This is a genomic window from Streptosporangium sp. NBC_01755, assembly GCF_035917995.1.
GTDB lineage: Bacteria > Actinomycetota > Actinomycetes > Streptosporangiales > Streptosporangiaceae > Streptosporangium.
The window spans coordinates 4,831,447-4,855,713 of sequence record NZ_CP109131.1 but is presented as its reverse complement, the minus strand read 5'-3'; the positions used below and the strand labels follow the sequence as shown (position 1 = coordinate 4,855,713).

The window sequence follows — 24,267 nt, the reverse complement described above, 5'->3', positions numbered from 1 at the left end:
TTCGTCAAGCGCCCCCGAGAGGGCGTCACGTACTTGCTGTCAGATCATTCGAACTTCTTCAGTGCTTCTTCGGCGGCCGGATTTCCAGACCGCCCGGACCTCGAAGCGCCCAAGCCTTCCAGCCATCCGTTTCCCGGACGACTCAGACCGCCTCACGCTTGATCCGCCGTCGTTCCCGTTCCGACAGTCCACCCCAGATTCCAAACCGCTCGTCGTGTTCCAGCGCGTACTCAAGACACTCGGCACGCACCTCGCAGGAGCGGCAAACCTTCTTGGCCTCGCGGGTGGAGCCTCCCTTCTCCGGGAAGAACGCCTCCGGGTCGGTCTGCGCGCACAAGGCGCGCTCCTGCCAGCCAAGCTGCTCTTCAGCGATGCTCTCCTGTGCGATGACCAGGTCGGCCACTGCACACCTCCCTGCCGCACGCCCGCAAATGGAGCCCCCCTATGAACGCCTCCCCCTTACCCACCCAGAGAAAGGCGTAACAACACGTGTGTAATTACACGCGCGTGCCCGGTGTGGCGTCAAGCGGCATGCTGGTATCCGGGGAAAGACCTGCTCTCCCCGGTTGTGGGTCGTGTGCCTGCCACGACGGCAATTGCACCAGGTGATCGCCTCGATCGCCAGGGGCTCAGTGCTCTCGGCGGTCGGAACCGTACCAGGACATGTTCTGATCCTGACCGGGGCCCACCCTCTCTCTATCCGGGCTTTCCTCATCCATGCCCTGACCTGGGCGTTGTTCGGGCTTGTAGATCGCCGTGGGGTCTATCGGCTGCGAGTCCCACGTCCTGACGGGGAGCGCGGGGTCGCTCAGCGGGTCTCCGGAGTAGGCACTCGGGTCGAACCTGAGCGTCGCCTCCGACCGCGGGTCCCACTGGTGCCCGCCGCCCTGCGGCTGGTACGGGGCCTGCGGGGCCTGGAGGTTCTGTGGAGCCTGGAGGTTCTGTGGAGCCTGGAGGTTCTGCGGAGCGGGGACCTGGGGTGCCTGCTGCGGATGCCCGAACGGGCCGTCGTAGCCGGAGGAGCCGTACTCGGGGACGCGAATCTGCGGCTCGGTGCCCTGGGCCTGCTGCTGGTAGCTCTCCGCCTGCTGGTAGGCCTGAGCCATCTGCTGTGACCTGAGGTCCACCGGGTCGGGCGCGGGATACTGCGGGTCCGGCTCGGCCGACCGGCCGAACTCCGCGCCGGGGTAACCGCTGAACGGCTGACCGTAGTTCTCCGGAGGCTGCGGGAAGGACTGCGGCGGCTGGCCGTCGAACGCCGGGCTCTGCCGGCCGTCGGCCGGCGGGTAGGGCACGGGGGCCTGCTGCTCGGACTGGTGACCGTAACCGGGCGGCTGCGAGTCCTGCTGCCCGAAGCCCTGTGGCTCAGGCCGCTGGTAACTCAGCGGCTCGGACTGCTGGTAGCCCGGCGGCTCAGACTGCTGGTAACTCAGCGGCTCAGACTGCTGGTAGCCCGGCGGCTCAGACTGCTGGTAGCCCGGCGGCTCAGACTGCTGGTAGCCCGGCATCTGCGGCTCCGAGTGCCAGCCCGAGTTCGCCGGCTGCGGCTCCTGACCGTATGCCGGAGAGTCGGCCTGCCGGCCGAAATCATGCGGCTCGGACTGCCCGTACGCGGGAAGATCGGCCTGTCCGTAGTCCGGCTGCCGCTGCTCCGAGCGGAGGCCGTACGCCGAGGAGTCGGGCTGCCGGCCGAAGCCCTGCGGCTCGGGCTGCCCGTACGCCGGAGAGTCGGGGAACTGCGGATAGCTCGGCAGCCTCGGGCTGGAGTGCCGCCCGGAACTCGCCGGCTGCGACTCCTGACCGTACGCCGGAGAGTCGGCCTCCCGGCCGAAGCCCTGCGGCTCCTGACCGTACGCCGGGGAATCGGGCTGCCGGCCGAAGCCCTGCGGCTCGGGCTGCCCGTACGCCGGAGAGTCGGGGAACTGCGGATAGCTCGGCAGTCGGGATTCCGTCTGGGGCTGCTGCTCCACGTGAGCGGCGTAGACCGGCGGGTCATAGGCAGCGGCCGGTGGGTCGTAGGCGACGTCCGGCGGCTCGTACGGCTTGGCCGGGACCGGGGGCTGGACATCGGCCGCGACGTACGGGCTCGGGGTGTAGCCCCCGGGCTGCGCGGCGGTCGGGGAGGCGGGCTGCGGTGCCTGCGGCACGGGCTGCGCGTAACCCTGCCCCTGCGGCTCCGGCTGCTGAGGTGACGGCGCGTAGGCGCCGGGCGGGGGAGCGTAGGGCTGGCTCTCGGCGGGCGGCGTGTAGGGCGGCGCCTGGGGGTGCCCGTCGCCCGCCTGCGGCGTGGGCGGCGCGTAGGAGGCCGCCTGCTGCCCGTACCCCTCGGGGACTCCGGCGGAGCCGTGCGCGGGCGCGGGCGGAAGCGCGGGGAGGTTGTGCCGGGGCTGCGGGTTCTGGACGGGCGGCGCCTCCTGCGGGTAGCCGTGGCCGCCCTGCGAAGCCTGGTCCTGCGGGTGGTGAACGCCCTGCTGCGCCATCTGGCCCTGCGGGTAGCCGTGGCCGCCCCGCAGAGCCTGATCCTGCGGGTGGTGAACGCCCTGCTGCGCCATCTGGCCCTGCGGGTAGCCGTGGCCGCCCCGCAGAGCCTGATCCTGCGGGTGGTGAACGCCCTGCTGCGCCATCTGGCCCTGGGGGTACGCGCCCTGCCCCTGCGGATGCTCCTGGAAGGAAACCGGCCCCTGTCCGGGGACGGGCGGCTGGTAGGCGTACCCCTGCTCCCTGGAAGGCTCAGGGGAGCGGCCGAAGCCGTCCTCGGCGCGGAGGGACCCGGCGCGCGAACCGGCGGGGACCGCCTTCGGCAGCACGTAGAGCAGTGCGACCGCGGTCAGCGCGAGGGCGGGCAGGTGGACGAGGAGGAGTTCGATCTTCTCTCGGAGGTCCGTCGCACCACCGAACAGCGCGGTGAGCAGGCCGATCACGCCGAAGAGCACGGAGAGCACGAGCGTGCCGGCCGCCACGAGGGCCATCGGCTTCAGCCGCTCGATCACCGGACCGAGGTGGGTGGCCAGCAGCACGGCGCCGACGAGCAGCGCGGCGGCGACCGGCGAGGTGAGCTGACCCAGGTAGCCCGCCGCGCGCGCGGCGAAGGACGATCCACCGAACAGCAGGCGTTCGATGCCGACGAGAACGCTCGCGGAGGCAACGGCTACCATGAGCCACGCCGCCGGTTCTCGGAGCCGGCCCGCCTCGACATTGATCACAACTACCCCCATAGGGTCTTTAGGTAAACCCGGGTCAGTTTTGCACATGGCTGACTTTGAGGTTGGTAGTCCCAGGAAGCCCACCAACCTCATAAGTGCTCCATTGCACCTTATACATCCATAATTCGGACATCGGGTTAGGCGATTCCGCCAGCGCGGACGACCATCATAACGATCATGAAAAGACTGCGCCGCCTCTTTCCCGGCACCCCGCCGACATCCGTGATGACCTAGTGGAACACTGAACGGCATGCGCATCGTGTCCCTCGCCGGCGGAATCGGTGGCGCCCGCTTCCTGCGGGGTCTCCTCACCGCTGCCCCCGACTCCGAGATCACCGTCATCGGCAACACCGGTGACGACATCAGTCTCTACGGCCTGCGGGTCTGCCCCGACCTCGACACCGTGATGTACACCCTGGGCGGCGGTATCGACGAGGAACAGGGCTGGGGGCGGCGGCAGGAATCGCACGTCGTCAAGGAGGAGCTGGCCGCCTACGGCGTCGAGCCGCAGTGGTTCGGCCTCGGCGACCGCGACTTCGCCACCCACATCGTACGTACCCAGATGCTCGACGCCGGATATCCGCTGTCGGCGGTCACCGAGGCACTGTGCGAGCGCTGGCAGCCGGGCGTGCGCCTGATCCCGATGAGCGACGACCGGACCGAGACCCACGTGGTCGTCACCGACGAGCGGGGCCGCCGCGCCGTCCACTTCCAGGAGTGGTGGGTGCGGCTGCGCGCCTCGGTTCCCGCCGAGCAGATCATCCTGGTCGGCGCGGACGACGCCACCCCGGCGCCCGGCGTGCTTGAGGCCATCGCCGCCGCCGACGCGGTCATCCTCCCGCCGTCCAACCCGGTCGTCAGCATCGGCACGATTCTGCAGATCAAGGGCATCCGCGAGGCCCTTGAGCGCAAGACGGTCGTCGGTGTCTCCCCCATCGTCGGCGGCGCCCCCGTCCACGGCATGGCCGACGCCTGCCTGGCCGCGATCGGCGTGCAGACCACCGCGCAGGCGGTCCTGGAGCTGTACGGGTCGCCACTGGTGAACGGCTGGCTGGTCGCGGAGGAGGATGCCGGGGTGACCCTCGCCGACGTCGACGTCGAGGCCCGCCCGCTGATCATGCACGACGTCGAGGCCGCCGCCGCCATCGCCCGCGCCGCCCTGGACATGGCCGCGCGGCTCGCGTCCTCCTCCGCACACGGGGAGGGTTCGCGATGAGCCGCGTCGGGCGCGGACGGCGGAATTCCGCCGACGTCAAGGTGGAGATCTTCGCCGTTCCAGGCATACCCGAGGTCCGCGAGGGCGACGACGTCGGGGAGCTGATCGCAGCGGCCCTGCCCGACCTGCGTGACGGCGACATCCTCGTGGTCACCTCCAAGATCTCAAGCAAGGCCGAGGGCCGGGTCCTGCACGGCGTGCCCCGCGCCGAGGCCGTCGGCGCGGAGACGAGGCGGGTGGTCGCCCGCAGGGGCGACACCGTGATCGCCGAGACGGCGCACGGGTTCGTCATGGCCGCCGCCGGGGTCGACGCCTCCAACACCAGGCCGGACACGGTGGTCCTGCTACCCGTCGACCCGGACGCCTCCGCCTCGGCCGTCAGAGCGCGTATCGCGGAACTGCTCGGCGTCTCGGTCGGGGTGGTCCTCTCCGACACCTTCGGCCGCCCCTGGCGCAACGGCCAGACCGACATGGCCGTCGGCCTCGCCGGGGTGACCCCCGCGCTCGACTACCGGGGCATGTCCGACGACTACGGCAACGCGCTCGAGGTCACCCTGACCGCCGTCGCCGACGAGTTCGCCGCTGCCGGAGACCTGGTCAAGGGGAAGGTCGCGCAGACCCCGGTGGCGGTGATCAGGGGCCTGGCCGAGTACACCACCGCGGATGACGGGCCGGGCATCCGCGAACTGGTCCGCCCGTCCGCCGACGACATGTTCCGGTACGGCTCGCGCGACGTGGTCTTCGCCCGCAGAACCATCCGCGAGTTCTCCGCCGAACCCGTGGACGGCGCCAAGGTCCGCAGGGCCGTCGACGCCGCGATCGCCGCGCCCGCCCCGCACCACACGACTCCGTGGCGGTTCGTCCTGCTGGAGTCCGCCGGCGCCCGGGAGAAGCTACTCGACGCCATGCGCGAGGCCTGGATCAACGACCTGCGCGGCGACGGCTTCTCCGAGGAGTCGGTGGCCAGGCGGGTCAGGCGGGGCGACGTGCTGCGCGCTGCCCCGTACCTGGCGGTGCCCTGCCTGGTCATGGACGGCTCGCACACCTACCGCGACGACCGGCGCAACGCCGCCGAGCGGGAGATGTTCGTGGTCGCGACCGGCGCGGGGGTGCAGAACTTCCTCATCCAGCTCGCGGTGGAGGGTCTGGGCTCCGCATGGGTGTCCTCCACCATGTTCTGCCGCGACGTGGTCCGCGAGGTCCTCGACCTGCCCGCCGGCTGGGACCCGATGGGGGCCGTCGCCATCGGCCACCCCGCCGCCCCACCCCGCGACCGCGCCCCCCGGCAGGCGTCCGACTTCGTCGTCGTCCGCTAGGGTCCGCGGCGGATCCTCCGCTCACCCGGCCGAGGTCGCGTGACATCGCGGTGGTACCGCGAGTACCACCGCGATGTCACGCGTCCAGGCCCCGACGACCCGCCCCGGCGCATCCGCGTTGTCGGCCTCACCCTGCGGCCCCGGCCTCACTTCCCCTTCGGGGGAGCCTCGATCGTCACCGGCGGCTCCCAGAACAGGCCTTCCTCCTCGGGAAGGTCCTCGGCATCGACGACCCGGTCCTCGGGCGGCGGCTCGATCGTCACCTTGGTGCCCCAGCCGGTGAAGCGCAGGTCGGAACGGATACCCAGCTCGTAGTTGTCGTTCGTCTGCTGAGAGGTCGTGGTGGTCAGGCGGGTGACCCTGCCCTTGGCGTCGAACCAGAGCGCCCAGGCGACCTTCTCCCCGCGTCCAAACCACCCGCCGAGGGGCCGGCCGGGGATCTTGGAGGCATAGATGGTGCCCTTGGCCGCGCGCGGGCCGACGGAGGAGGCGGTGGCGAGCAGCGCCCGCAGCGTACCGGGTTCGAAGAGATCGACCGTGACATCCATGGGACTGGACTCGGGCCATCGGCTGCGCACCCACTGCTTGCCCAGCGGCAACGTGCCGATCAGATCACCACCCGAGGTGTAGTACGCGCCGTCGACTTTGATGAGCAGCACCGGGAAGAGGACGGAAGAGTCCAATTCCGGGGTCTCAGAGCGGATCGGCGAGGAGAGTGTGCTGATGTCGTCCGTTTCCACCAGCCCCCCCTTACGGAATCCGGCGACCCGCGTGGTCCGGCTGGTGAACAGGTGCTTGCCGTCGGCCAACATGCGGGTGACCGCGGAGACGGTGACGCCCCTGCCCGGTACGACCTGGGCGCGGAGCGCCTTGATCGGATCGGGCGCGTCGGCACGGGCGGGCAGCGGCGTGAGCAGGAGGAGGCTCACGACAAGACCGGTGGTGATCCGTCTCATTCGATTTCCTTTGGCGCCCGGAGGGAAAGAGGATCCTTCCAGGCAAAGATCACGTCGCCGTCTCAAATCTTCCCGATACGTTCGAGCGATACGGAAATGCGGAACCTTCTCAACCGGCCGCTACGCGGGCAGGTCCCAGCTCGGGCCGTCCGGGTCGCCCAGCCAGACGTACTGGCGATCATGGGTGACGGTGAGCCCGAACCCGGACTGATGCGGACGCCCGGCCTCCTCCCAGACCAGGAGTGCCTTCTCCGCCTCGTCCCACAGCTTGATCGGCCCGTGCTGATGCACCGTCCACCCGCCTGCGGGATCTGGCGTGGTGTCAGCCCACGAACCGGTGCTGACATCCAGCAGGATCGTTTTGTCCTCACCCCAGGAGCACTGAACCTGCGGGGCTGCGAGTTGGGCGACCCACAGGGCCGTATCGTCGTCCCTGAGAATCGACGGGTCAATCCTGCTCCTGCGGGCATCTCCGAAACCGGTCGTCACCGGCGGCCGTGGCGGTGGCAGGTGGGAACGGGCGGTCATGAAGTACAGATCGTCCTTGAGGAAACGACCGCTGGCACTGCCGTCGTCAGCCAAGGTCAGATGGGCAAAGGCAACCCCGCCCATCCAACCCCACATGGGGGCGGTGATGGTTCCCCCTTCGCGGACCTGCCACATCCACGCCCACGGAATGGTCCGCACCGAGCACGTGGCGATCAGCCGGTCGTATTCGGCGTCCTCGCCATACCCGAGCAGTCCATCCCCTACCACGAGGGTCGGCGCGTACCCGGCCTCGGTGATCGCCTTCCTGGCCCGAGCGGCGACCTCCTGGTCGTACTCGATCGAGGTGACGGCCTCCTCGCCGAGTCGCTGACACATCAACGACGTTGAGTAACCGGTGCCCGTACCGATTTCCAGCACCGTGTCGCCCTCGCTGATCTGGGCGGCCTCCAGCATCCGTACGACCAGGCTCGGGAAGGTGGAGGACGAACTGGGTTGTCCCACCATGACGCCGGTCGCGTCCCCGGCCATCACTCCGTCGATCTGCGTCACCCATGTGGCGTCGGTGTAGGCCAAGGAGAGCCACTCGTCCGCACCCACCTCCGCGCGCCGGACGGGAATCCACCGATCACCACGGCTCTCATCTGCCCGGTAAACGGCATCGCCCAGGAACAACTCTCGCGGCACCGCTTCCAGCGCCTGACGCCAGCCGGGAGAACCCACATGATCCGCCAGTGCGAGGCGAAGTTTTGCGGCCGTATCGCTCACGGCCACCATCCTTCCAGCAGTACATCGGCGAAGGCGTCCGCCATCGCATCGGAATCAGGCAGCCAGCCCCACTGCCCGTTGGGGTTGCATTCTTCGATACCACCGTCGGGGGCACCCGCAGCCCCAGCCTGGTACTGAGGCGATCATAAATATTGAGATTTTCCGGAGGTCCAGGTGGTCCGCCTGCCACTCCAGCAGGGCCGACGCGCCTTCCGATCTTCTCAAAAGTCCCAGAACTTGTAGGGTCGGGGGCTGGCGCGGTGGCTTCTCCTGGCGGGAGGGCCTGGGGCCTTCCTTCCGTCGGTTTCCCGGACGGGTGTGCCACCCCAGTGGCCGTGACCAGGTTCTTCGCTCCGTTTCCAACCCCCGCCACCTCGATCCGTGCATGCGGTTCTCCCGCACACGGCTCACCGACGTCGTTCACCGCCGGCATTCGGCCTTTCCCGCCAGGGCTTGCCCGCCCTGGGCGCGACGACGATTCCATACAGGCTGATCAAGCCGAGATCGCTGAGCGAGCGTTTCAGCACGCCCCGGCCGTAGCTCCGGCTGCGCCGGTGTTTTCGGCTGAGGAACAGCGCCAGGCGCATCCAGGCGAACTCTCTGATCTTGCTAAAGCGCCGGGCAGAATGCCCGTACCGGAAATAGCCAGCCCATCCCCGCAGGAACAGGTTGACCTCCTTGGTGATCGCTTCGGTGCGAAGCAGCAGCCTGCGGCCGTCCGTGAGGTCACGGATCCGGTCGCGGGCGTGTTGCATCGCCCTGTCTGAGGGCCAGCGAGCGAGGAAAACGAACGGCCGTTTCCCGTTGAACCCGCGTGAGCGCACCAGCCGGTGGTGAAAGCCCAGGAAGTCCAGGCCTTCCCCACCGACCTCCAGGTGCACGATGCGGGTCTTGGCGGCCTTCGGCTCCAAACCGAGTGCCGCCAGCAGCTCCGTCAGGCGGGCCAGGGCCCGCTCGGCTTGACCGCGGGACCAGCACATCACGATCGCGTCGTCGGCATAGCGGGCCAGCACGCCGTCCGCCTCGTCCCACGCCCGATCCAATCGGTGCAGGTAGACGTTACAGAGGACGGGTGAAACCACGCCGCCTTGTGGCGTGCCGGTGACCTCTCGCCGGATCTGTCCGTCCTCCATCACCCCGGCGCGCAGAATCACCCGCAGGAGCTTCAGGAGCGACTGATCGCAGACGCGTTCCTCGATCGCACGCATCAACTCATCGTGCGGAATCGCCGAAAAGCAGTTGGCGATGTCCGTCTCGACCACCCACCGGCGGCCCCGCGCCTGCTCCTCAATGAGCACTTGCAGAGCATCGTGTGCTGAGCGCTTCGGGCGAAACCCGAATGAGCAATCAGCCATGTCCGCCTCGAAGACCGGTTCGAACACGATCTTCACAGCGGCCTGCACGATCCGATCCCGAACAGCGGGAATCGACAACGGCCGGTACTCGTCCTTCAGCCCAGGCTTGGGGATCATCACCCGGCGCGCGGGCAATGGCCGATACCGGCCCTGCCGAAGTTCCGCGGCCAACTCCTCAAGAAGCCGGACGATCCCGTACTCCTCGATGTCGGCCAGCGTGGTCGCGTCGATGCCCGGTGCGCCGTTGTTGCTGCGCACCATGACCCACCCGCGCTCCAGAACGTCTCTGCGATAGACCTTGTCCATGAGCGCGTGGAACCGACGTCCGGGATCGGCCTTGGCCGCCCGGTAGAGCACATGCTGCAAGGCGCGGACCGGATCACGCGGAACACGCGGCCCCACGGCGGCGGGAATAGCCAAAACGGCACTCACCGAGCCCCTCCTCCACCTCAATATGCATCGACGAAGTAGCGGCCCTTCCCTCACCGCCGGTTATGTTGTCCGGTCGGCTCAAGCAGTACTACGGCCGCCTCCGACGCCCACCCGGCCAGCAATCCACTTCCCGGCGTTGACCGGTTATAGGACGCCACGCTCCGGTAACACCTTCCGCAGGTCACCGGGCCGGGGAGGGCCTCCCCAGTTCCCGCCGTCACTATCGATACGTTCCGCGCCCCATACGCCGGGGAGTTCTTCGCGGCTGCAATTTCCAGGCTCTTCGCCGCTTCCATGGCCTTCACCCCGATCACGAGGGGCTCGGCTCTCCCTTGTCCCGTCCGAAGACGGCTGAGTAACGACGCCGCAGGCTTCGCGTCATGCTACGGACCGCATCGTCGCTCCCCCTTAAGGGCTTTTGACGCTGGGCTTCGACCCCGCCCGTTTCCAGACGAAGCCGCCAGCCTGCTACCGGGCCTCCTGGCAGCTACCCGGACCGGACTTTCACCGGCAAGCGACGACGAGCTTACGAACATGCAGATCAGCCGCTATGTCACGGCTTCACCTCCAGTTCTACTGGGCGCACATGATCGGCTCAGTAGCCACCTGTAGCTGCGTGACTTTGAAATCAGCCCTTCCGATATTGGCGGGATGGTTGACGTAGCGACAGTTCGGCAGGCTCGCCAGCAGCCCGCCCAGCCCATGTCTGGCCTCCGTCACGGCGAAATCCCGAGCCGGCTTTTCCAGGCTCTCGAAACGCCAAGAGCTGGGGCGGCGGTAATACACCGCCCCGACGTCCTCCAGCGCGATGTCACGACTCGGCGAACGGAGCCGACCGATCCACTCCGGGCGATGGCTATTGATGTAGGCGCTGAACATCAGCTCGGGGCCGACATCGGCGGGATCGACGCGGGCGACGTACGCTTGGCGCTCGTTCAGCGCTTCGATGACCAGATTGGCGGTGACGTCCTCCGCCGACGTGATGACCAGTACGATCTGCGGCAAGTTCCGTTCGACATGTCATGCGCTCCTTCGTCAGGCGGCGCATGGGGCGCCGGCGAACAGATCTCCGTGTGGGGAACGGATCTCCACCGACGCTAGGGGCGAGCAGTGGGGCATGCCAGGTGTCGGCCGTGTCTGTCGTACGACAGACACGGCTGTGTGATCCAAAACGAAGACCCCCGGCCGCACAGCCGGGGGTCTTCTCAGCTTGGGGAGGCTTAGAAGTCGAATTCGCCCTTCTTGGCACCGTCAACGAACGCCGCCCAGACCTCGCCCCGCACCACATAGGGGGCCTGGCCAGGAGCTTCCGTGTCACGGATGGCGACGCGGCCCTGGGACAGCGGAGCGACCTCGATGCAGTCGCCACCGTTACCGGTCGAGCGCCTTGCCTTGCGCCAGGCCGCCGTCTCTAGTTCAGCCGTGAGGTCCACTTCTCCACCATCTTCCCGATGAACTCGACCGACGCGCTGTGAGGGAGGGATTCCGCCCTGATGATGTCCATCTTTATGGTAACCGCATTGACTACCTCGGGATTGCTGGTCACGACGGGCTCCGCAGCAGTTTCCAGGTAGACCGTGTGACGGTGACCCTTGGGAGCTTGCGCGATGACGATACCGCCGCTCAGACCGGGGTTGGCGCCCAGTGGCGTGATCTGGATGGTGATGTGTGGGAGATCAACGACTTCCAGGAGTCGTTTTAGCTGCTCACACATGACCTTCGGCCCTCCAATGGGGCGACTCAGGACACCCTCGTCGAGCAGCACGAGGTAGCGGGGCGGGTTGGTACGGGTGAAGATCTTCTGTCGGGCCAGTCGGGCCGCAACGAGGGCTTCGATCTGATCATCACTGTAGCGACACTCGCACTTCAGCAATGCATGTGCGTAGGCCGCAGTCTGGAGGAGTCCCGGGACGACCAGTGGTTGACATGTCGTGATCGACAGCGCCTCCGCTTCCTCCTCCAGCCAGGGTCGGAACCATTTGGGCGCTTCGTCCCTGTGTTTTGAGAGATCGGCCCACACTTCCCGCAGCCCCGGCCCGAAGCCCACCTCGCACCCCGCAATGAACGGCTCCGTGGGAGCGCGCTTCCCGACTTCGACGGAACCGACCTGGCTCGTCGAATATCCGATCCGGTTCCCCAGTTCTTCCTGGGTCAGGCCCGCCCCTAAACGCAAGCGCCGCAGTTCAACGCCGAATGCCGCGTTTCTCCCCGCCTTTGGGTCCAGCTCGCGTGGTGCAGGCATAGCTACCTCCCGGTGGGGTATCCGGCGACATCCAACACATCCGTCAGACATCTAAAGCACAGCTTGCAGGGCGATTGCCCTTTCGAGTTTTCCCACAAAGTACTCCCCAAGCAGCAAGCTATGAAGGGGAAGCGAGAAATCGGCGGACGCCATAAGTCTCGTCCCACACCGAAATCTACTGCCGATGCGGCACCTGTAAGCCGTTTATCGGACATAGAGGACAGGTGCGGCGATGCGCTTATTCAGAATCAAAGCCGACTGAGGCCGGCGTTCTGAAACCCCGCGACGACGTCGCAATTCACCGGCTCAATGTGGAGGACAGAAAGGGCAGGGAAAGTGACCACCAGACAGGAAAGAGCAATGGTCCCCGCAAGGGGAACGGATCAAAAAACCGCCGTGACCGACGCGACGGCGGAGAACCACGACAGGGCACTGGCTGTCGTGCAGAAGCTGCTGAAGGCGAAGGGAGTTCATTCCTACGCCGTGCACACGATCGGCTTGAAGCTGTCCGAGGGCGGGAAGCCATGGCCCTTGGGACAGCGCACCCGGTATGCCCCCGAGTTGGTGGCCTGCGATGAGGGTGGGCGAGCGGTCGCGTCGGTGACCATAGGGCCGCGTCCCGGCGGCTATCTGGTGTCCCTTCCCAACGTTCCCGGTCTCCGGAACATCAGGAGGGAGCGGCCCGAGAAGGTGGCGCAGCTGATCCTGTCGGCCCATCCCGAAGGAAGGCCATGACCGGTGCGACCGGCCCTCACGAGCAGGTCCGGGGAAAGAGCGGGCCGGGCGAGGCAGCCTCTGACGGCTCGCCTGGAGGAAAGAACGAGGTGACGACGCGGCTTCGCGTCCCGTACGTCATCGCACATGCCGACGAGGCGCTGCCACACCCCCTGCTGTTCGTACGCAGGCCGTTCACCACTCCACGACTCACCTACGTCACCCCACGCCCTGGAGACCGGGCCGACAACGGGGTGCTGCGCGCTCGCATTCTGGACAACCGTCAGGGTGCACCGCTGTGGCGGATGCTCAACACCGCCCGCCAGTGGCGATGCATGGAACGCGCCCTCTGCCAGCTCTGCGGCCAGGAGGCGACCGACCCGGAGACCGGGCGTATCCCCTGGATCATCACCGCCACCGCATTCCGCGCGATCCGAGGGGTTGAGGGCAGCGGCTACACCAGCGCCCCCGCGACCTGCCGGGACTGCATTCCCGAGGCGCTCGCCACCTGCCCGCAACTCCGCAAGTCCTCCGCCGTCGCCACGGTGGCCCGCAGCGAGCCCGCCGCAATCCTGGCCGACGTCTTCCGTCCCGGCCCCGACAGAACGGCGATTCACACAGAACGGCACAACGTCTTCGTCGGCCTGGACGAGACCGCCCTGCTGCGCAGGGTCCTCGCCACCCAGTTGATCGTCCGTCTTCACGACCTCCAGCCCGCGCCGCGCCTGGCGAGCAAGACCGGTTGAGACCCCCTCGGTAGGGCTCCTTCCCACAGGACGGTCACACCCGATCGACCACGCCCTACCGAGGGCTCCACTTCTCCCCGCTCACAGGCGCATTCCCGCGACACCGATCCCCCATGCCGCGCAGCGCGAAGAGGGGGAGCGATCAGGGGCCTTGTCGGTGCGACCAGGCGCCCGGCCATCACAGGAGCCGACACCGGTTCCGGTCACCGCAAGGCTCCGGGGCCCAACCTGGGATTCGGCGGCTCAGCCGTAGCGGATCACGTTCACGGCCGCCGCGAGCACGATCAGTGCTATCAGGCCAACCCCGATCATGCGGCGGACCGCCTTCCAGGCCGCCGACTTGGCGTCAGGGATCTTCGATGCGGCCTCGGCGGCCGCTTTGATCGCGTTGCCCCATCCCGCCCAGGTGTCCATCGTCCGCTGGAAAAGCCGTCCGACGGCGAACACGATCGCGGCCACTACGACAAGGGTCAGGATCCGGCCGTTCGAGCTGTCCACGTCGCACTCCTACCGGGGGGAAGCAGGGTCCTCATCACTGCCGGCATACGGGGGCTGTCAGAGCTGTGAGACGGCGAACACGATCATTGCGATCACGATGAGCGCCATGATCCGACCGTCGGCACTTTCCATCAGATACCTCCAGCGTGGATACCCCCGCCTTCAGGCGGGGGAGGAAACGCGGCACGGTGCCGCGCTTCCGGATGGGTGGTGTAGCCGTAGCCATCGGCTCGTTGGAGCAGGCGGACGTGGCGGTGGCCGATGCCCTGCACGGTGCCGTGCCGGGTGGTGATGTTGAAGCTTCCGGTGGTGCGGACCGCGACCCGTCCGGTGTGGACTCCGGCCTTCTTGCCGGTCGGGACGGTCGCGCGGACCAGGTCGCCGGTGGAGTCGGCGGCCACGCGGTCGCGCAGCCGGATGACGAACGGGGTGTGGCGGACCACCACCGCCCTACCGGCCGCCAGCAGACGGCGGGCGCGGGCGGGGTGGCAGGGGTCGAGCGGGTGGCCGCGGGCGTCCAGGACGAACACGACCGGGTGAACCTCACGGTTCGCTCCCTCGGACACCGCAGTGTCTTCAGGGTGACGCCGCGGCAGACGGGTGCCGTCTGCCGTGGTCTCCCCTCGCCCAGGTTCCACGCCGGTTACCGCGCTGAAGCGGTGTCCGCGTCCCGTTTCGTGCCCACCCTCGGGCGTGTCTGCTGACGCGGATTCCAGAGCAGCCCGCTGAGGAAGCACGGACTGGTGGGTCTGCTGACCTACGTGAAACGTAGTCAATCGAATGCACCTCCTTCAAGACGATCGACTTGGGCTGGTCAACGCGGGGCTATCAGTGCGCGGTGTGGCACCTCAAGCCCTGGCCTTTGGGCCAGGGTCGTTGACCGATGTACTCCTACCTGAAGAGAAGCAGGATTTCGTCACCAAGAGTAAGTCAATGACTACCGAAACTCCAGGCACCCTCTCCGATCTCCTCGCCGGAACGATCCAGACCTCCGGCCGGAGCAACCGTCCGCCACCCGGCGACAGCTGGTTACGGGGCCTTGGCACAGGTGGGGTGACAGAGGCGGCGGGCCAGGGCGGAGAGGAAGACGTCGATGATCTCCTCTGGGCGCCGGGCTCCTTCGGGTCGGCGCGCAGGGTCTGGGTCAGCTCCTCCAGGCGGCTGCGCCGGATGACCTGGCCGCCGTCGGGTTCGGTGATCGGGCCGAGGCGCACCGGGTCGCGGGTCGAGCACGAACCCCCCGCCTGGTCGAGCACCAGGACGGCGCCTCCCGCCGGGGCGACCGCCATCGCGACCACCGCCGGCGACAGACGCAGCAGAACCTGACGCCGACGCCGCTCAGCGCCGACGGCCACACGGTGTCGACCGGAGGAGGGCACGCGGAGACCTCTCGCTAGAGGAGAAAGACGACTGTGTCAACGAACCCCTCACGGAAGGCAAGCAACTATAGAACTCGTTACATTTTTGTCGACGCCTCCAGCGGGAGCAGTGGAAGGGCGTTGAGGCGGACGCTCCGGCAGACCCCGTCGCTCGCCCTGGCCGCGGCCAGCCGTCCGGCGTCCGGTACGCCGTAGGAGGTGGTCCGCTGCCGGACCGGCCGCCCGGTCGGGGCGACCATGGCCTCGATCTCGCTGATCGTCTTGAAGGAGCCGTTCTCCGACCCGGCCATCCTGCTGATCGTCTCCTCCATCAGCGTGCCGCCGAGGTCGTTGACCCCGCCCAGGAGCACCTCACGGCAGAGACCGTCCTGGAGCTTCACCCAGGAGCACTGGATGTTGGCGATCGCGCCGTGCAGCAGGACCCGGGCCAGCGCGTGCACCGCCCGGTTCTCCCGCGCCGTCGGCCCCGGGCGGGCGATCCCCGCCAGGTAGATGGGCGCGCTGTGGTGGACGAACGGCAGCAGCACGAACTCGGAGAACCCACCGGTCTCCTCCTGGATGCGGCGGATCAGCCGGATGTGCTGCACCCAGTGCGCGTGGTTGTCCACGTGGCCGTACATCATCGTGGAGGTCGTCGGGATGCCGACCCGGTGCGCGGTGGAGATGACCTCGACCCACTCGGCGGTGGGCAGCTTGCCCTTGGTCAGCACCCAGCGGACGTCGTCGTCGAGGATCTCGGCCGCGGTGCCCGGCAGCGAGTCGACACCCGCCTCCCTGGCGGCGACCAGCCAGTCCTTGATGGACAGGTTGGTGCGGCTGGCCCCGTTGATGACCTCCATCGGCGAGAACGCGTGGACGTGCATCTCGGGCACCCTGGCCTTGACCGCCCTGGCGATGTCGAAGTACGCGGTGCCGGGCAGGTCGGGGTGGATGCCGCCCTGCATGCACACCTCGGTCGCCCCTGCCTGCCAACCCTCCCCGGCGCGGTCGGCGACCTGCTCCAGCGAGAGGGTGTAGGCGTCGGCGTCGGTGCGGCGCTGCGCGAAGGCGCAGAAGCGGCAGCCCGTGTAGCAGACGTTCGTGAAGTTGATGTTCCTGTTCACCACGTAGGTGACGTCGTCACCGGCCGCCTCCCTGCGCAGGCCGTCGGCGATCCGGCAGAGCTCGTCCAGCGCGGCGTCGTCGGCGCCCGCGCCCGACGGGTCTCCGGCGAGGTCGAGGAGGACGAGCGCCTGTGCGTCGCTCAGCCCCGCCGGGTCGCTTTCGGCCTGCCGCAGTGCCTCCCGCACATCGCCCCTGACGGCGCCGCCGCCCACGGCTGCGGGCAGGCGCTCCTTCAGCGCCTCCCAGTCTCCGTAGACGTGGTCGAAGTCGTCACGGCGGTCGGCGGTACGGCCCTCCGTGTCGACCGCCGTGTGCAGGTCGACGCGGCCCAGGGAGACGAAGCCCCCGTCGGGCTCCTGCCAGGGACGGCCGGTCACGACCGCGTCCTCGCGGGCGAGGCCGGTGTCGGGGTCCGCCAGGGCGGCCACGTGCGCGTTGAGCCTGGGGTCGAGCCAGGGCTCCCCCGCCAGCACGAACTCGGGATAGATGGTCAGCCGCTCGCGCAGCGTGAACCCGGCGGCGGCGGTGCGGGCGGCGAGGTCGTCGATCTGCGGCCAGGGACGCTCGGGGTTGACGTGGTCGGGCGTCAGCGGCGAGACACCGCCCCAGTCGTCGATGCCCGCCCTGATCATCAGCTCGTACTCGGAGTCGACCAGGTTCGGCGGGGCCTGCACCCTCATCTTCGGCCCCAGCACCAGCCGGGTCACCGCGATGGTGGCGGCCAGCTCCTGCAGGTCGGCGTCGGGCATGCCGCGCATCGCGGTGTCCGGCTTGGCGCGGAAGTTCTGGACGATGATCTCCTGGATGCCACCGTACTCGCGCGCCACCCTGCGCAGCGCGAACAGCGACTCGGCGCGGTCGGCGACCGTCTCCCCGATGCCGATGAGGATGCCGCTGGTGAACGGCACGTTCGTCCGCCCGGCGTCCTCCAGCACGCGCAGCCGCACGGCGGGGTCCTTGTCGGGCGAGCCGTAGTGCGGCTGCCCCTTCTCCTCGAAGAGCCGCCGCGAGGTCGTCTCCAGCATCATGCCCATGGAGGGCGCGACCGGCTTGAGGCGCTGCAGGTCCTGCCAGGTCATGGCGCCCGGATTCAGGTGCGGCAGCAGCCCTGTCTCCTCAAGCACCCGCACGGCCATCGCACGGACGTAGGAGAGCGTGTCGTCGTAGCCGTGCGCGTCCAGCCACTCGCGGGCCTGGTGCCAGCGGTCCTCCGGCCGGTCCCCCAGGGTGAACAGGGCCTCCTTGCACCCGATGGCCGCGCCCTGCCTGGCGATCTCCAGCACCTCGTCGGGGCTCAGGAACATGCTCTCCAGCTTGTGCGGGGCGGTGGCGAACGTGCAGTATCCGCAGCGGTCCCGGCAGAGCCTCGTCAGGGGGATGAAGACCTTGCGGCTGTAGGTGATGATCCCTTGCCGCCCGACCGCCTCCAGGCCCGCGTCCCTGACCCTCCCGGCGTGATCGAGGAGGGTCTGTAGATGCGTGTCCCGGGCGTGCAACAGGGTTGTGACCTCGGCGACATCGAGAGCTTTGCCGTCGCGGGCCCTAGCCAGAGCCCGGCGCATCGCGTTGTCGGTGGGGTTGGCGCTCATGACGGCACAGTACGGCGCGGCGGCGGCGCACGGAGCAGCGGGTGCCCTGCCGTGGCCCAACGATTCAGATCTGCTAAACAGTTCGGTCAAGCAGATCTCGATGGACATAAATGCTTGCATATACATAAATTGGATGCATCAGCCGGAACCCCCGCATCCGCAGGAGCCCCCGGCCTCTCTCCGGGGCACCCCGCCTCGGATCCCACCCTCAGGAGCCGAAAATGATCTGGTTTCTTCTCGCCCTCGTCGCCGTCGCCATCCTCGCCCCGCTGGTGGGCGCCGACACACGCGACAGCCTCGACTGGCATCACCGGGAACCCTCCCCCGACGAGGGGATGCTCGACACGACCGCCGGCCACGCGCGGGTGCCCGCGGCCCGCGAGCGGGTGGCCGCACACCGCCCGACCCCGGCAGCCGGCTGACCCGGCCCCGGCGAAGAGCGAGCACGACGAAGAGCGAGCACTGCGAAGAGCGAGCACGACGAAGAGCGAGCACTGCGAAGAGCGAGCACGACGAAGAGCGAGCACTGCGAAGAGCGAGCACGACGAAGAACGAGCACTGCGAAGAGCGAGCACGTCAACCCACCGGGTGCGAATCCGTGTCAGAACGCGACCGGCCCGCCGTACACCGCACGGCGGGTGCGGCGGAAGGAGCCGGCCGTGCCGCGGTGAGGTCAGATGTCGCTGGAGAAGCGGATCGCGGACTCGGGGAGCACGACACCGGGCCAGACCCGGCTGCCCGCGAGCAGTTCGTTTCCGGGGCCGACCACGGCGCCGTCGCCGACGACCACGTCTCGCAGGACCGCTCCACAATCGACGCGCGCGCCGATGCCGACCACCGAGTCGACCACGACCGCCCCCGAGTGCACGATGCAGTCGTCTCCGAGCACGCTGCCGGTGACCTGCGCCCCCGACTCCACGATCGCGCGGGCGCCGATCACGGAACCTCCGGAGACCTCGGCCTCGGGCGAGATCATGGCACCGGGCAGGGCGAGGAAGTCGCCGGTGGGACCTGGCAGCGCGGGTGAGACGAGCCGGCCGAGGACCAGGTCGCGGGAGCCCTTCACGAAGGCGGCGGGCGTGCCCACGTCGAGCCAGTAGGACGCGTCGGCGTAGCCGAGCACCAGGGCGCCGTCCTCGATCAGGCCGGGGAAGGTCTCGCGCTCGACCGAGACGACCTGCCCCTCCGGGATCGTGTCGATCACCGAACGGGTGAAGACGTAGCATCCGGCGTTGATCCGGTTGGTGACCGGGTTCGGGGTCTTCTCCAGGAAGGCGGTCACCCTCCCGTCGTCGTCGGTCGGCACGCAGCCGAATCGCGAGGGGTCGTCCACCTCGGTCAGGTGCAGGGTGAGGGCCGCCCCCCGCGAGACGTGCGTCGCGATCTGGTCGCCGATGTCGTGACCGGACAGGATGTCGCCGTTGAGCACCAGCACCGGATCGTCCGGGCCGCAGGTCAGCGCCTTGGCGGCATTGCGGATGGCCCCGCCGGTGCCGAGCGGGACCTCCTCCGTCATGTATTCGAGTTCGAGGCCGAACGCCTCACCGTTCCCGAACGCCTCGGAGAACATCTCCGCGCGGTAGGAGGTGGCGAACACGATGCGCCGCACGCCGAAGGCCCTGGCGCGGGCGAGTTGGTGGGAGAGGAAGGGGACTCCCGCCGTGGGCAGCAACGGTTTCGGGGTGTCGAGCGTCATCGGACGCAGGCGCGTCCCTCGTCCACCGACAAGGAGAATCGCCTCCAGATCCGGCAAAGGGGTCTCCATCATTCCGCGAGGTTAACTCACTACTCGGCCGCACGTTGGTAAGAGAGCATGTGCGCCTCGGCCGAGGCGTCCCAGGTGAACTCCTTGGCACGGGCGATGCCCGCCGCGGACAGCAGGTCCCTGCGCTCGGGTGAGGAGAGCAGCGTGCGCAGCGCCGCGGCGATGCTGTCGGCGTCCGGCTCAGTGTAGGCGACCGCGTCGCCACCCACCTCCGGCAGCGAGGTGCGGTGCGTGGTGAGCACCGGCGCGCCGCAGGCCATGGCCTCAAGCACCGGAAGCCCGAAGCCCTCACCCCGCGAGGGAAAGGCCGCGACCACCGCTCCTCCGAGGAAACCGCACAGGTCGGCGAAGGAGAGGAAGCCGGGACGGAGCACCCGTACCATCGAGGGGACCTGCTCCACCGCGGCGTCCACCTCGACGTCGCGGACGCCCCCGGCGAGCACCAGGGCGGGCGGGGAGGAGGCGTCCTCGACGGCGCGCACGAAGCCACGGATCAGGTTCGGCACGTTCTTGCGGGGCTCCAACGGGCCGAGGAAGGCCACGTAGGGGGTGCCGTGCAGGCCGAGCCGGTCGGAGGCGTGCTTGACCTCGCGCTCGGACGGCGGATGGAACAGCGCCGGGTCGACACCGTGATAGGCGACGTCGATGCGGGTCGGGTCGGCCGAGAGCAGCCTGATCAGCTCGTCCCTGGTCGCCTTGGAGGGCACGATCACCCGGCTGGCGTGCCGGACCGCCGTGCGGGTCGCCGCGCGGAAGAACGCCGCCTTGACCGCGTCGTGCTGCAGGGGCTCGGTGAAGCAGGTGAGGTCGTGCACCGTCGCCACGGTCGGCAGGCCCGAGTTCAGCGGGATCGAGTAGTAGGGGGCGTGAATGACCTGGGCGGCGACCTTCCTGGCGAGGAACGGCAGCCCCGTCTGCTCCCACGTCAGGCGGGCGGCCCTGTTGGTGATCTCATGAGGCCCCGGCACGATCCGCGCGGAGGGCGCCAGTCCGGCATATCGGGCGGCGTCGGCGCGCTGGCAGACGATCACGAGATCAGCGCCCGCCCTGTCCAACGCGGCGACGAGCCCATCGACGTACCTGATCAGCGCACCGCGATCGGCCGGAACCGCGGCCGCGTCGACGAGCACTCTCGGCGTCAAGAAGGATCGCTCCCCTCATGATTCACATGGGACGGCCGTCCCCTTCTTCCGTTCACTCTATTGCCAGAGTCTCCGAAATCATGGAGGAAATCACACGGCTTTTCCCGAAGCGTGGTCCTTCTTGGAAACCGTGGCGCGGCGCGCGGCCAGACCCGCGAAACCCGCGCAGACGAGATCGCCAAAAATGATCACGATCCGGGAGCAGAGCGCCGCCGCTATGGCCGATCCCTGATCCAGGACCGGCGCCAGGACGGCCACCATGGCCACCTCCCGCACACCCGCCCCTGCGGGGACGACGAACGTCATGATCCCCAGGCACCACGACAGGGCGAACGCGCCGACGGAGAACAGGACCGCGGAGAACCCGGAGGGTCCGAGGTCGTGGACGATCGCCGCCAGGTGCAGCCCGTACGCGATCCAGCCACCCAGTGCCCAGCCCAGCGCGGTGAGCATGCCACGGCGGCTGAGGGGGCGCTCCAGCGGCTCGCGCCCCAGCTTGCGAAGCCCGAACCCGAGGACCGCGTTGACCACCCTCGGCTCGAAGGCCACCGCGAGCACGGGGATCAGCAGGAAGACCCACGCGTACGGCGCGGCCGCCCCCGGCCGGGCCGCCAGCAGCGTCACCCCCGAGACCACCAGCCCGCTGCCGAGCTGCACCGGCAGCGTCAGGAAGAACGCCGCCGCGCTGCGCGACCGGGGAACGCCCAGCTCCCGCCCCATCTCCATCTGAGCGATCACCGGCCAGAGCGAACCGGGGATGTACTTGCCCAGCTGGCCCACGAAGAAGACCCGCGCCCCCGCGCGCAGCGGCAGCGGCGAGCCCAGATCGGCCAGCAGCGCCCGCCACGTCATCATCCCGCCGCACAGCGCGGCGAGCACCGCGACCAGTGACAGCATGAGCGACACTCCGGACAGCCGGGCGAACCCCGCGCGGATGTCGTCCCACTGGCCCACCACCACCCACGCGCCGAACCCGAGGGCGAGGAGCAGGAAGGCGACGCGCGCCAGCCGCCTCACGGAGGACGTGCGGGTGGCGCCACCCACCGGGGACGTGCCTTCTCCGGCCTCCGTCGCGTCGTCCTCGGTCACGGAAGACTCACCTCGGGCTCCAGCGGGCTCACAGAGGACGTACCGGCTCGGGCGGCTGCGGCAGCGACCGCCCGGCCGGGCGGCGGTCGCCCCCGGTCGCCACCCACAGGTAGGTGGGCACCACGGGCAGCAGGGCACGCAGCACCGGGCGGGGCAGCCGCGACAGCACGCCACCGGCCACCCGCCCCGCCACGCCGCCGAAGAGCTCGTCGCCCGCGAACGCCGCCGGGGTGGCGAGCACGGGGAAGGTGTAGTCCCACACCCGTAGGCCGCGCACCATCCTGCGCAGGCCGCGGCGGGTGCGGTAACGCTCGTAGTAGTTGTCCGCCCGGCCGAAGAGCCGCACATAGCGGTCGGCCGCCGCGGGCGGCAGATATGACAGGAACGGCAGCTTGTAGTGCGGCTCCATCACGCCGAGCCTGTTGCCCAGCCCCAGATAGAGGACACCGTCGTCGGAGAGCACCCGGCGCATCTCGGCCATGATCGCGTCCGGGTCGACCACGTGCTCGTAGATGTGGTTGAAGACCAGCACGTCGATCGAGCCGTCGGGGAAGGGCAGCGCGGTGCCGTCCGCGCACACGAACTCGACCCGCTCGCCGAACCGCTGAGCCGCCCTGCGCAGGCCCGGCACGTCGATGTCGACGCCGAACGTCCGGCTCGCCCCCGCCGCGGCCAGCTCGTCGGCGATGAACCCCGCCGAGCAGCCGATGTCGGCGACCGTCAGACCGGCGAGGACGCCTTCGTCCCTGCCGAGGAAGTGCCCGAGCACCGCGACGATCTTCGCGGCCTTCCTGCGGCGCTTCTCCTCGTCCAGCATCGCCGCCTGGAACTCGGAGTACTCAAGCTGCGCGACCCGCTCGGCGCTCATCACTCGCTCACCGCTCCTCTTCCCTTTCGCGTGATACCGGGACTTCCCTTCCGGAGGGTCATGTATCTCCCTTCCGGATGGTGCCGGACGACGTGCCGCTCCCGGCTGCGCGCGACGCCCTCGGGCGCTCCACCACGCCGCCCAAGAGTACCGGTGACCCGTGCCCCTACCGTCGAGTAAGGAGAGCGTCGTACCCTGGGCGGATGCTCAGCCGACTGCGGTCAAGCCGCCTCCTCCGCGTGCTGCTCGCGCTGGTCGCGGTGGGTTTCCTGGGCTACGGACTGCTCAGGAACGGCGAGGAGACGGCGGCCGCGATCTCCCGGCTGTCATGGTGGTCGCTCGCCGGTTCCTACCTGTCGGTGATGGCCGGGATCTGTCTCATGATGCTGGCCTGGCGGGCGCTGCTGGCCGGAATGGGCTCCCCGCTGCCCCCCGGGATCACCGCGCGGATCTTCTTCATCGGCCAGCTCGGCAAGTACGTGCCGGGCAGCGTCTGGGCGTACGCCGCGATGATCGAACTCGGCCGCGACCACCGCGTCCCGCCCCGGCGCATGTTCGGCGCCATCACCCTCTCGGTGCTGGTCTCCCTGGGCTGCGCCCTTGTCGTGGCCGCGGTGACCCTGCGCGAGACCATGCCCCAGGCGTGGTACCTGCTGGCGCTGATCCCCGTCATCGCCGTCTGCCTGCACCCCGGAGTGCTCACCTTCGGACTCAACCTGGCCATGCGGATCGCCCGCCAGGAACCGCTCGGGCCGGGCCGGTTGCTCAGCGGCCGCGCCGTGCTCACCGCGGTCGCCCTCACCGTGGCAGGCTGGCTGACCTACGGCCCCCACCTGCTGCTCCCCATGGCCGACCTGGGCGCCTTTGGCGACTCCCGCTACCTGGTGGCGACAGGCGCGTACGCGCTGGCCTGGGCGACGGGCATCCTCACGGTGGTCGTCCCCGCCGGGATCGGCGTCCGCGAGGGGGCGATGGTGCTCGCCCTGGCACCGGTGCTCGACTCCCCCAGCGCTCTGGTGGCCGCGGTGGTGTCCAGGGTGATGTTCACCCTCGCCGACGTGAGCTGGGCCGGGATCGGCTTCCTGTGGGGCAGGGTCTCCGGCCCCCCAGGGGAGCCCATCCGGAAAATACAGGAATCCGTCCGGGAAGCAGGGGGGTCCGTCCGGGAAACACGGGAATCCGTCCGGGAAACACGGGAATCCGTCCGGGAAACACGGGAATCCGTCCGGGAAACACGGGAATCCGTCCGGGAAACACGGGAATCCGTCCGGGAAACACGGGAATCCGTCCGGGAAGCAGGGGGGTCCGTCCGGGAAACACGGGAATCCGTCCGGGAAACAGGCCCCGAGCCCGTGACGGCACGAGAGGGCAACGCCTGAGACCCCCCGCACGGGTCCCG

General features: G+C 68.9%; 22 protein-coding genes. 7 read left to right on the top strand and 15 right to left on the bottom strand.

The genetic code is table 11. The annotated features are described in order from the left end of the window. Positions 1 to 142: 142 nt before the first annotated feature. Positions 143 to 403, bottom strand: a complete 261-nt coding sequence (locus OG884_RS23310; RefSeq protein ID WP_037969494.1) for a WhiB family transcriptional regulator — start codon at positions 401 to 403, stop codon at positions 143 to 145. A 226-nt stretch (positions 404 to 629) separates the two neighbouring features. Next, positions 630 to 3,155, bottom strand: coding sequence for a hypothetical protein (locus OG884_RS23305; protein WP_326636126.1), 2,526 nt, complete (start codon positions 3,153 to 3,155; stop codon positions 630 to 632). Positions 3,156 to 3,453: 298 nt separating this feature from the next. Between OG884_RS23305 and cofD the strand changes: the two genes are divergently transcribed. Continuing rightward, positions 3,454 to 4,419 (top strand): 2-phospho-L-lactate transferase, encoded by a 966-nt coding sequence (gene cofD, locus OG884_RS23300; protein ID WP_326636124.1) that lies wholly within the window; start codon positions 3,454 to 3,456, stop codon positions 4,417 to 4,419. Continuing rightward, a complete protein-coding gene (locus OG884_RS23295; RefSeq protein ID WP_326636123.1) occupies positions 4,416 to 5,735 on the top strand; it encodes a coenzyme F420-0:L-glutamate ligase in 1,320 nt (439 codons plus the stop codon). The genes cofD and OG884_RS23295 overlap by 4 nt, the downstream gene beginning before the upstream one ends. Positions 5,736 to 5,881: 146 nt before the next feature. On the opposite strand, the gene OG884_RS23290 is transcribed toward OG884_RS23295, so the two are convergent. The 6 genes from OG884_RS23290 to OG884_RS23265 form a co-directional block, all read right to left on the bottom strand. Further along, positions 5,882 to 6,691 carry a hypothetical protein gene (locus OG884_RS23290; protein ID WP_326636121.1) on the bottom strand — a complete coding sequence of 270 codons (810 nt, stop codon included), beginning with the start codon at positions 6,689 to 6,691 and terminating at the stop codon, positions 5,882 to 5,884. 120 nt (positions 6,692 to 6,811) lie between these two features. Continuing rightward, on the bottom strand, positions 6,812 to 7,954 hold the full coding sequence (gene tgmC, locus OG884_RS23285) for an ATP-grasp peptide maturase system methyltransferase (RefSeq protein ID WP_442811509.1): 1,143 nt from the start codon (positions 7,952 to 7,954) through the stop codon (positions 6,812 to 6,814). Between the two features lie 398 nt (positions 7,955 to 8,352). Beyond that, a complete protein-coding gene (gene ltrA / locus OG884_RS23280; RefSeq protein ID WP_326636118.1) occupies positions 8,353 to 9,732 on the bottom strand; it encodes a group II intron reverse transcriptase/maturase in 1,380 nt (459 codons plus the stop codon). 573 nt (positions 9,733 to 10,305) lie between these two features. Further along, positions 10,306 to 10,737, bottom strand: coding sequence for an MvdC/MvdD family ATP grasp protein (locus OG884_RS23275; protein WP_326636112.1), 432 nt, complete (start codon positions 10,735 to 10,737; stop codon positions 10,306 to 10,308). Positions 10,738 to 10,952: 215 nt separating this feature from the next. Then, positions 10,953 to 11,165, bottom strand: a complete 213-nt coding sequence (locus OG884_RS23270; protein WP_326636110.1) for a DUF397 domain-containing protein — start codon at positions 11,163 to 11,165, stop codon at positions 10,953 to 10,955. Continuing rightward, positions 11,144 to 11,974: a helix-turn-helix domain-containing protein gene (locus OG884_RS23265; protein ID WP_326636108.1), complete on the bottom strand. Its 831-nt coding sequence runs from the start codon at positions 11,972 to 11,974 to the stop codon at positions 11,144 to 11,146. Before OG884_RS23265 ends, OG884_RS23270 begins: the two co-directional genes overlap by 22 nt. Before the next feature lie 396 nt (positions 11,975 to 12,370). Between OG884_RS23265 and OG884_RS23260 the strand changes: the two genes are divergently transcribed. Both OG884_RS23260 and OG884_RS23255 read left to right on the top strand, forming a co-directional pair. After that, entirely contained in the window at positions 12,371 to 12,709 is a 339-nt protein-coding gene (locus OG884_RS23260) for a hypothetical protein (protein ID WP_326636106.1), read from the top strand. Then, the gene (locus tag OG884_RS23255; RefSeq protein ID WP_326636104.1) at positions 12,706 to 13,434 is read left to right on the top strand and encodes a hypothetical protein; all 729 of its coding nucleotides are present in this window, start codon (positions 12,706 to 12,708) and stop codon (positions 13,432 to 13,434) included. The genes OG884_RS23260 and OG884_RS23255 overlap by 4 nt, the downstream gene beginning before the upstream one ends. A 243-nt stretch (positions 13,435 to 13,677) precedes the next feature. Here OG884_RS23255 and OG884_RS23250 read toward each other — a convergent pair whose 3' ends face one another. Together OG884_RS23250 and OG884_RS23245 are read right to left on the bottom strand one after the other, a co-directional pair. Beyond that, positions 13,678 to 13,932, bottom strand: coding sequence for a hypothetical protein (locus OG884_RS23250; protein WP_326636102.1), 255 nt, complete (start codon positions 13,930 to 13,932; stop codon positions 13,678 to 13,680). Between the two features lie 131 nt (positions 13,933 to 14,063). After that, positions 14,064 to 14,498: an RRXRR domain-containing protein gene (locus OG884_RS23245; RefSeq protein ID WP_326636100.1), complete on the bottom strand. Its 435-nt coding sequence runs from the start codon at positions 14,496 to 14,498 to the stop codon at positions 14,064 to 14,066. A gap of 367 nt (positions 14,499 to 14,865) precedes the next feature. Between OG884_RS23245 and OG884_RS23240 the strand changes: the two genes are divergently transcribed. Further along, complete coding sequence (locus OG884_RS23240; protein WP_326636098.1) at positions 14,866 to 15,258, top strand: hypothetical protein; 393 nt, start codon at positions 14,866 to 14,868, stop codon at positions 15,256 to 15,258. A 130-nt stretch (positions 15,259 to 15,388) separates the two neighbouring features. Here the strand turns inward: OG884_RS23240 and OG884_RS23235 are convergent, their stop codons facing one another. Further along, on the bottom strand, positions 15,389 to 18,004 hold the full coding sequence (locus OG884_RS23235; protein ID WP_326636096.1) for a bifunctional FO biosynthesis protein CofGH: 2,616 nt from the start codon (positions 18,002 to 18,004) through the stop codon (positions 15,389 to 15,391). A gap of 221 nt (positions 18,005 to 18,225) precedes the next feature. Between OG884_RS23235 and OG884_RS23230 the strand changes: the two genes are divergently transcribed. Further along, on the top strand, positions 18,226 to 18,426 hold the full coding sequence (locus tag OG884_RS23230) for a hypothetical protein (protein WP_326636094.1): 201 nt from the start codon (positions 18,226 to 18,228) through the stop codon (positions 18,424 to 18,426). A gap of 251 nt (positions 18,427 to 18,677) precedes the next feature. On the opposite strand, the gene OG884_RS23225 is transcribed toward OG884_RS23230, so the two are convergent. The 4 genes from OG884_RS23225 to OG884_RS23210 all read right to left on the bottom strand — a co-directional run bounded on the left by OG884_RS23225 (position 18,678) and on the right by OG884_RS23210 (position 22,868). Continuing rightward, a complete protein-coding gene (locus tag OG884_RS23225) occupies positions 18,678 to 19,772 on the bottom strand; it encodes an NDP-sugar synthase (protein ID WP_326636092.1) in 1,095 nt (364 codons plus the stop codon). Positions 19,773 to 19,789: 17 nt separating this feature from the next. Next, positions 19,790 to 20,911: a glycosyltransferase family 4 protein gene (locus OG884_RS23220; protein WP_326636090.1), complete on the bottom strand. Its 1,122-nt coding sequence runs from the start codon at positions 20,909 to 20,911 to the stop codon at positions 19,790 to 19,792. A 90-nt stretch (positions 20,912 to 21,001) separates the two neighbouring features. Further along, positions 21,002 to 22,000 carry a lysylphosphatidylglycerol synthase transmembrane domain-containing protein gene (locus OG884_RS23215; RefSeq protein ID WP_326636088.1) on the bottom strand — a complete coding sequence of 333 codons (999 nt, stop codon included), beginning with the start codon at positions 21,998 to 22,000 and terminating at the stop codon, positions 21,002 to 21,004. 28 nt (positions 22,001 to 22,028) lie between these two features. Next, complete coding sequence (locus tag OG884_RS23210) at positions 22,029 to 22,868, bottom strand: class I SAM-dependent methyltransferase (RefSeq protein WP_326636085.1); 840 nt, start codon at positions 22,866 to 22,868, stop codon at positions 22,029 to 22,031. Positions 22,869 to 23,071: 203 nt separating this feature from the next. Between OG884_RS23210 and OG884_RS23205 the strand changes: the two genes are divergently transcribed. Continuing rightward, positions 23,072 to 24,247, top strand: a complete 1,176-nt coding sequence (locus OG884_RS23205; RefSeq protein WP_326636083.1) for a lysylphosphatidylglycerol synthase domain-containing protein — start codon at positions 23,072 to 23,074, stop codon at positions 24,245 to 24,247. Positions 24,248 to 24,267: the final 20 nt, after the last annotated feature.

Coding starts and splice junctions, on each gene's coding strand:
- OG884_RS23305 (WP_326636126.1), bottom strand. CDS start 3,155: ATGGTAGCCGTTGCCTCCGCGAGCGTTCTCGTCGGCATCGAACGCCTG.
- cofD (WP_326636124.1), top strand. CDS start 3,454: ATGCGCATCGTGTCCCTCGCCGGCGGAATCGGTGGCGCCCGCTTCCTG.
- OG884_RS23295 (WP_326636123.1), top strand. CDS start 4,416: ATGAGCCGCGTCGGGCGCGGACGGCGGAATTCCGCCGACGTCAAGGTG.
- OG884_RS23290 (WP_326636121.1), bottom strand. CDS start 6,691: ATGAGACGGATCACCACCGGTCTTGTCGTGAGCCTCCTCCTGCTCACG.
- tgmC (WP_442811509.1), bottom strand. CDS start 7,954: ATGGTGGCCGTGAGCGATACGGCCGCAAAACTTCGCCTCGCACTGGCG.
- OG884_RS23265 (WP_326636108.1), bottom strand. CDS start 11,974: ATGCCTGCACCACGCGAGCTGGACCCAAAGGCGGGGAGAAACGCGGCA.
- OG884_RS23255 (WP_326636104.1), top strand. CDS start 12,706: ATGACCGGTGCGACCGGCCCTCACGAGCAGGTCCGGGGAAAGAGCGGG.
- OG884_RS23240 (WP_326636098.1), top strand. CDS start 14,866: ATGACTACCGAAACTCCAGGCACCCTCTCCGATCTCCTCGCCGGAACG.
- OG884_RS23235 (WP_326636096.1), bottom strand. CDS start 18,004: ATGAGCGCCAACCCCACCGACAACGCGATGCGCCGGGCTCTGGCTAGG.
- OG884_RS23230 (WP_326636094.1), top strand. CDS start 18,226: ATGATCTGGTTTCTTCTCGCCCTCGTCGCCGTCGCCATCCTCGCCCCG.
- OG884_RS23225 (WP_326636092.1), bottom strand. CDS start 19,772: ATGATGGAGACCCCTTTGCCGGATCTGGAGGCGATTCTCCTTGTCGGT.
- OG884_RS23210 (WP_326636085.1), bottom strand. CDS start 22,868: ATGAGCGCCGAGCGGGTCGCGCAGCTTGAGTACTCCGAGTTCCAGGCG.
- OG884_RS23205 (WP_326636083.1), top strand. CDS start 23,072: ATGCTCAGCCGACTGCGGTCAAGCCGCCTCCTCCGCGTGCTGCTCGCG.